This window comes from Streptomyces sp. ICN903 (assembly GCF_022015835.1).
GTDB classification, from domain to species: Bacteria; Actinomycetota; Actinomycetes; order Streptomycetales; family Streptomycetaceae; genus Streptomyces; species Streptomyces fenghuangensis.
In genome coordinates this window covers 1-6,973 of the sequence record NZ_JAKMAY010000292.1, presented here as the reverse complement: position 1 = coordinate 6,973, position 6,973 = coordinate 1, and the positions used below count along the sequence as shown (strand labels likewise).

The window sequence follows — 6,973 nt, the reverse complement described above, 5'->3', positions numbered from 1 at the left end:
TCGATGCCGACGGCCGCGCTGGTGGCGGGGAGCGGCTTGACGGACGGGTCCTCGCACAGCAGGGACACGAACCAGCGTCCGGCCGCGTCCTGGGACACGGTCACCGTGGACGGCGACGCACCCTCCGGGAGGGGACGGGACCACACGATGTCGAGCGGCTCCGCCATCTTCGCCAGGGTGAGGCTGCCGTCGCGGAACCGGAACGCGCTGGTGGTGTACTCCGCGGACTTGCGGGACTTCTTCCGCGACTTGAAACGCGGGTACTTCGCCCGCTTGCCGAAGAAGTTCGTGAACGCCGTCTGAAGGTGCCGCAGGGCCTGCTGGAGCGGGACGGAGGACACCTCGTTGAGGTAGGCGAGTTCCTCGGTCTTCTTCCAGGCCGTCAGCATCGCCGACGTCTGGTTGTAGTTCACCCGCTCCTGCCGCGTCCACGCTTCGGTGCGTGCGGCCAGGGCGAGGTTGTAGACCTTCCGCACGCAGCCGAACGTGCGCGACAGCTCAGCTGCCTGCGCATCGGTCGGATAGAAGCGGTACTTGAAAGCCCGCTTCACGTGGGTGGTCTTCACGGTTCACATACTACCCCATCAGTTTGTGACGGAGTGTGGGCAGTTGCGGGTGGACGCCGGTCCACCCTGGCGGCGAACCGGCGTTCCCTGCCCTGCTCCGCAGGAGCTTCGTTTCCTCCCCGCCCTAAAGGACGGGGTATCCACGAAGGAGAGCCACCATGACCGGGCATCAGGAACGCGTCCAAGGCGTCGCCTGGTCGCCTGACGGGCGGACCCTGGCGACCGTGTCCTGGGACCGGACCGTACGGCTCTGGGCCCCGGACGACGGCAGGGAGCTGGCCGTTGTGGGGGTCCACGACGACCAGGTCAACGGTCTGGCGTGGCATCCGGACGGCTCGCGCCTGGCCACCGCCTCCCGCGACCGCAGCGTGAGGATCTGGGAACCCGCCACGGACATGGACGCCTTGCTCGAACTCGCCCGGTCCCGGGTCTTCCGCCGGCTCACCGACGACGAACGCCGCGGCTTCCTGTTGCCGGCAGCCCGGGCAGGGGCCTGAACGGCGTCGGCTCCGCCGGGCAAGGAGGCCGGCCGGTCCCCCGGGCCGCCGTCCGGGCCGTCCGGCCGGGACCGGGGCGCCGCCGGCAGACGCGTCCCGGATCCGCCGCGGGGAGCTGCTCGTCACTTCGCGGCGGCTGCGGGAGGACAAGGCCGGCACGGAGCGTGTCCCCGGACGGCGCAGGGTAATGGAACCGTAAAGCGGTGCGGTCCGTTATCCGGACCATGACTGCAATGACTCCCGGTTCGAACCTTCCCCTGTCCACCGCGCGCGTGGCGGTGGACGTCACCGCGCCGGCGCGGCTCGACGTCTCCGGCCTGCTGATCGCCGCCGACGGGAAGGTGCGCTCCGACGACGACTTCGTCTTCTACAACCAGCCCTCCGCCCCGGGGGTGGCCCACAGTTCCGCGGGCGGCCTCGACACCATCACCGTGGACACCGCCGCGGTGCCCGCCGACATCGAGAAGGTCGTGGTGACGGCCAGCCTCGACGCCCCGGGTGCGACCTTCGCCGGCACCGAGCCCACCGCGACCGTGCGGGACGCGGCGAGCGGAGCGGTGGTGGCCACCTTCACCCCGCCCCGGCTGGGTCCGGAGACGGCGCTGGTGGTCGTCGAGGTGTACCGCAGGGGCGGCGCCTGGAAGGTCCGCGCGGTCGGCCAGGGGTACGCGAACGGGCTGGCGGGCATCGCCACGGACTTCGGCGTGACGGTGGAGGAGCCCGCCGCTCCGGCCGCGCCCGCCGCACCCGCGGCTCCTCCCGCCGCGCCCACCGCGCCCGCGGCTCCTCCCGCCGCGCCCACCGCGCCCGCGGCTCCTGCCATGCCGGCCGCGCCGCCTGCCGCCCCTCCCGCGCCCGCCGCCACCGGGAAGATCAACCTGGACAAGGGCCGGGTGGACCTGCGGAAGCACGAGACCGTCTCCCTGGTCAAGGGCGGAAAGCCACTGCTGACCTCGGTCCGGATGGGGCTGGGCTGGGAGCCCGCCTTCCGCGGCAAGAACGTCGACCTCGACGCGTCGGTCATCGCCTATGACGCCAACCGCAAGAAGATCGACAACTGCTACTTCGGCAAGCTCGCCATCCTGAACGGAGCGATCCAGCACTCCGGCGACAACCTCACCGGCGAGGGCGCGGGCGACGACGAGGCCATCACTGTCCACCTGGGCGGCCTGCCGCCGCAGGTGACGGGTCTGGTCTTCACGGTCAACTCCTTCTCCGGGCAGAAGTTCACCGAGGTCGCCAAGGCGTACTGCCGTCTGCTGGACGCCGCCACCGGCGAGGAGCTGGTCCGCTTCGACCTGACCGGTTCCGAGCCGCGCACGGGTGTGCTGATGTGCAAGCTGATCCGGCAGTTCTCGGGCGAGTGGGAGATGACGGCGCTGGGCGACTACGTGGACTCCCGCACCGTCCGCGGCATGGTGAAGCCGGGCGGTGCGGCCCTGTAGGGGAGCCGGCGTCCGAGGGGCCGGCGGCGGGAGCGCCGGTCGCGGAGGAGTGGAGAAGGAGTGGAGGAGGAGTCGCGCGGGAACCGTGAAGACCCTTGCCGCGGAGCGCCGACCGCACCGAGGGAGAGGCGGCGGACGTGATATCCGTCGCATCCGCCGACAGTCCCGTTGGGCCCAACTCCCCGCACCGGCAGCCATATTCGCAGGTCAGCGACCATTTCGGGCATTTGCGGAGCGATTGAGGTTTGAACTATGCGGCGGAAGGGAAACCAAAGGGACCTGCCGCTGTCATACCCAGCCCCTACGCTGGTCATATGTCCACCACTCCCGAGCAAGGATCCCCGGCTCCCGGGCCCCAGACCCCCGCCCAGGCGAACGAGGCGCTCCGCGCCTTCGTCCGCGCCCACGGAGACCGTCCCTGGTCCCGGGCGGAGCTCGCCGAGCTGGACCGGCTGCGGAGCCTGTGGCGGGCGGCCGAGCGGCACGGGATGACCACCGCGGCCTGAAACCGCCGGCGCGACACCGGCGCGACACCGCCGCGACGCCGACACGGAAGGGCCCGCGGGAGACGATCTCCCGCGGGCCCTTCCGCGCGGCCACGGCCTTCACCCCGCTCCCCCGGCGGGAGCCGCGGCGCGGCGGCGGCTCAGTGGCGGCTCAGTGACGGCTCACTGGCGCCGCCAGGGGCCGGTGATCGCCAGCAGGATGCCGGGCTCCTGGATCCCGGCGAACAGCGTCCGGCCGTCCCCCGAGAAGCAGACCCCGGCGAACTCGCTGTACTCCGGCTCCTCCTCCGTGCCGATGTTCACCTCGTTGCGCGCGATCGGGAACACCCTGCCGCGGTCGTCCGCGGCCATCAGGTGCTGGAGCCCCTCGCCGTCCTCGGCGATGATCACCCCGCCGTACGGCGAGACCGTGATGTTGTCCGGGCCGTCGAGGCCGCCGGGCCCGTGCGGGTCGCGGTTGACCCCGAAGCGCAGCCTGAGGGTGAGGGTGCGGCGCCGGGGGTCGTAGAACCACACCTGGCCGTCGTGGGGCTCACCGGGGCTGTCCTCGTCACGGGCGTAGGAGGCCACCACGTACGCGCCGCCGTCGGCCCACCACATGCCCTCCAGCTTGCGGGCGCGGGTGACCTCGTCCCCGGTGAACTGCCTGCGGACGGGCACCTCGCGGGCGTCGCGGTCGGGGACATCCACCCAGTCCACCCCGTAGACCGTGCCGGGGCGCACCGCGCGGGAGAGGTCGTCGACGAACCGGCCGCCGGAGTCGAAGCAGCGGAACGCCTGGAGGACGCCCGCGTCGTCGGCCAGTGAGCGCAGCCTCCCCCGCCCGTGCCGGAAGCCGTGCGGCGGCACCCACCGGTAGAGCAGGCCGTTGGGGCCGGAGTCGTCCTCCGTCAGATACATGTGGCCGCGCCGCGGGTCCACGACGACGGCCTCGTGGTCGAAACGGCCCAGCGCCTTGAGGGGCCTGGGGTCGCGGCCCGCGCGCCGGTCGTGCGGATCGACCTCGAAGACGTAGCCGTGGTCGCGGGTCATGCCCCTCTCGCCGGCCCGGTCGGAGTTCTCCTCGCAGGTCAGCCAGGTGCCCCAGGGGGTCACCCCGCCCGCGCAGTTGGTGGAGGTGCCGGCGATGGCCACCCACTCGGCGAGCTTCTCCCCTTCGTGCGAGACCTCCACGACCGTGCAGCCCCCCGCGGCGGCCGGGTCGTAGACCAGCCCCTCGGCGAGCGGCACCGGATGCTCCCAGTCGCCGCGGGGGCCCTTCAGCTCGTGGTTGTTGACCAGCAGCGTCCTGCCCCGGGGCCCGTCGAAGGCGGCGGTGCCGTCGTGCCTGGCGGGGGTGTACTCGCCGCTCTCCAGCCGGGTGACACCGCAGTGCGTGAGGACGCGGTACGAGAAGCCCGCGGGCAGGGCGAGCACCCCTTCGGGATCGGGCACCAGCGGACCGTAGCCCCGCGGTGCGCCGTCCTCCCGCCGCCCGCGGTGCCCGTCGCGGGCGTCACGGTCGTCGCCGTCGTCGCGGCCCGGGGCGCCGAACGCGCCCGAGGTGCCGGCCAGGATGCCCGCACTGCCGGTGAGAGCGATCCCGGCCCCGGCCACGACCGACCTTCTGCTGAGATCTGGGCGGCTGACTTCGCTGCTGGTCGGCATCGTCTCTCCCGTCGGCTCTGCGCGGTGGCACGGCGCCGACCACCATCCCGCCCTCCGGCGAACGCCGGTTGAACGCGGGCCGAACCGGTCGGCTCAGCCGCGCGACCGCGCCCTGTACGCCGCCTTGCGGGCGTCCTTGGCCGCCTTGCGGTCGGGGTGCACACGGCTCATCGCCTCCAGCACCTCCCCGGTCGCCGGGTGGTCGACGCGCCACGCCTTGTCGAAGAAGCCGCTGTGCTGGTCGACCAGGCCCCGCACCAGCTCGCGCAGTTCCTCCGAGTCGTCCCCGCCCTCCTCGGTGGCCAGCTGGGCGGCCAGGGTGTCCACGGTCAGCCAGAACACCATCTCCTCCGACGGCGCGGGCACGTCGGAGAAGCCGCGCTCGGAGAGCCACACCCGGGCCAGTCCGCCCAGGTGGCCGTCGTCGAGGACCTCGCGCAGGGCGGGCTCGGCCTCCGCGCCGGTGATCGACAGGGCCTGCTGGCAGGCCAGGCGGCGGCGCGGCGCGTCCCGGTCGTCACCCCGGGCGGCGGCGAGGAGTTCGCGGGCGGCCTCCAGGGGGGCGCGCCGGGCCAGCCACAGCTCGATCTCGTGGCGGGCCGCCTCCTCGCCGTGGCCGGGCAGGGCGGCCAGCAACTCCTCGGCGCTCTCCTGCTCCAGATCGCCCACGGCCGGGGCGTGGACGCCCGCCTCCAGCAGTCGCTGCCGCACGCCGTACAGGCCGAGCGGGGTCAGGCGGACCATGCCGTAGCGGGTCAGGTCCTCCTCGTCCGGGCCGCCGGAGTCGTCCGGTGCGCCGAGCCCGTCGGGTTCGCCGCCGTCGGCCTCCTCGATCAGGGCCTCGTCCACGGGGCGGTAGTCGACGATCCCGATCGGCTCCAGCATCCGGAACTGCTCGTCCAGCCTCACCATCGCCGTCGAGACGTCCTCCAGAACGGAGTCGGTGGGGTGCTCCATGTCCTCCGGGGCGACCATGGAGGCGGCGAGCACCGGCAGCGGCACCATCGCCCCGTCCGTCACGGCGGGGTCGGTCGCGGTCAGGGCGTAGAGGTTGCCCAGGGCGCCGTCGAGGAAGTCGGCCTCCTCCTCCGGGTCCCAGTCGAGGGCGTCGAGGTCGAGGGAGTCCGGGTCGATCCGGCCGTCCTCGCCCTCGGCGCCCAGTTCGCCGAGCAGATCCTCCAGGGCGGGGGCGGCCGCGTCCGCGAGGGCCGCCTCCAGGCCGTCGCGCCAGATGTCCAGTACGTCGGCGGGGGCGCCCTTGGTGAGCAGGGACAGCTCCTCGCCGGGGACCGCCGTGCCGTCCCCGGCCCCTCCGTCCCCGCCGGCCCCGTCGTCCTCGCGGATCTCCAGCAGGCCGGTGTCCAGGGCCGTGTCCCAGGCCCGCTCGGCGTCCGCGAGCCCGTCCTCCCCTTCGAGGCCGAGGTGGCCGGCGGCCCGCTCCAGCGACTCGTCGGACAGCTCGCCTCCGGCGCCGACCCGGACCCCCTCCCCGGCCCAGCGCGCGAGCCGGGCGGCCCGGGACAGCAGGGGCGAGGCCAGCGCGTCCCGCGCCAGTTCGGCTTCGGCGGGCAGCCGTACGGGCGGCACGGTGGGACGGTCGTCACCGGTCATGGGGGAGGCGCTCCTCGATTCGATGAGGCGGGCGTTGTGATCGCTGCCCCAGCGTAGACGGCTTCCGTGCCCGCCGTCGGGTTCACCGGCCCTTCCGCCCGCGTACACCGGCAGCCGCTTGACAAGCGCCTGACCAGAGCGGCACGTTACGCGCGTAGAAACCGAACAGCGCGAACCACGGGCGGCGTCACCGGCTTCCCGGCACCGCACCTCGGCTTTCCGCCCGGCGCGTCCAGCACGTCCGGCACCCACAGCACCGTCCCGGAGGGACCCCTTGAGCAGATCCCAGGCGGCTCGTACCGCCGCACTCACCGTCGCAGCCCTGACCTCGACGCTGCTGGCCGTCCCCGCCTCGGCGGCGGAACCGGCCGACGCGGTCCGCATCCACGACATCCAGGGCACCACCCGCCTCTCCCCGCTGGCCGGCGAGCGGGTCTCCCAGGTCTCCGGCGTCGTCACCGGCGTGCGCACCTACGGCTCGCGCGGCTTCTGGATGCAGGACACCGCCCCCGACGGGGATCCGGCCACCAGCGAGGGTCTCTTCGTCTACACCGGCTCCACCCCCCAGGTGGCCGTCGGCGACCTGGTGAGCGTCTCGGGCACGGTCACCGAGTACCGCCCCGGCGGCAACTCCTCGGGCAACCAGACCCTCACCCAGATATCCCGCCCCCAGGTGACCGTCGTCTCCTCCGGCAACCCCC

6 protein-coding genes and 1 pseudogene are annotated in these 6,973 nt (G+C 73.4%); 4 read left to right on the top strand and 3 right to left on the bottom strand.

All coding sequences use genetic code 11. From position 1 onward, the window contains the following. Nucleotides 1–566 (bottom strand): transposase (locus L7D48_RS23620; protein ID WP_237882247.1); only part of this gene is annotated, 566 nt, incomplete at its 3' end. A 158-nt stretch (nt 567–724) separates the two neighbouring features. On the opposite strand from L7D48_RS23620, the gene L7D48_RS23615 reads away from it, so the two are divergent. The 3 genes from L7D48_RS23615 to L7D48_RS23605 all read left to right on the top strand — a co-directional run bounded on the left by L7D48_RS23615 (nt 725) and on the right by L7D48_RS23605 (nt 3,014). Next, nucleotides 725–1,063 carry a WD40 repeat domain-containing protein gene (locus L7D48_RS23615; protein ID WP_237882245.1) on the top strand — a complete coding sequence of 113 codons (339 nt, stop codon included), beginning with the start codon at nt 725–727 and terminating at the stop codon, nt 1,061–1,063. A 233-nt stretch (nt 1,064–1,296) separates the two neighbouring features. Continuing rightward, nucleotides 1,297–2,508, top strand: a complete 1,212-nt coding sequence (locus L7D48_RS23610) for a TerD family protein (protein ID WP_237882243.1) — start codon at nt 1,297–1,299, stop codon at nt 2,506–2,508. A 314-nt stretch (nt 2,509–2,822) separates the two neighbouring features. Next, nucleotides 2,823–3,014 (top strand): hypothetical protein, encoded by a 192-nt coding sequence (locus L7D48_RS23605; protein ID WP_237882241.1) that lies wholly within the window; start codon nt 2,823–2,825, stop codon nt 3,012–3,014. Nucleotides 3,015–3,176: 162 nt separating this feature from the next. On the opposite strand, the gene L7D48_RS23600 is transcribed toward L7D48_RS23605, so the two are convergent. Beyond that, nucleotides 3,177–4,661: an alkaline phosphatase PhoX gene (locus L7D48_RS23600; protein ID WP_237882239.1), complete on the bottom strand. Its 1,485-nt coding sequence runs from the start codon at nt 4,659–4,661 to the stop codon at nt 3,177–3,179. 93 nt (nt 4,662–4,754) lie between these two features. Beyond that, nucleotides 4,755–6,272 (bottom strand): hypothetical protein, encoded by a 1,518-nt coding sequence (locus L7D48_RS23595; protein ID WP_237882237.1) that lies wholly within the window; start codon nt 6,270–6,272, stop codon nt 4,755–4,757. 274 nt (nt 6,273–6,546) lie between these two features. On the opposite strand from L7D48_RS23595, the pseudogene L7D48_RS23590 reads away from it, so the two are divergent. Further along, nucleotides 6,547–6,973, top strand: a pseudogene (locus L7D48_RS23590) (endonuclease/exonuclease/phosphatase); the annotation flags it as partial.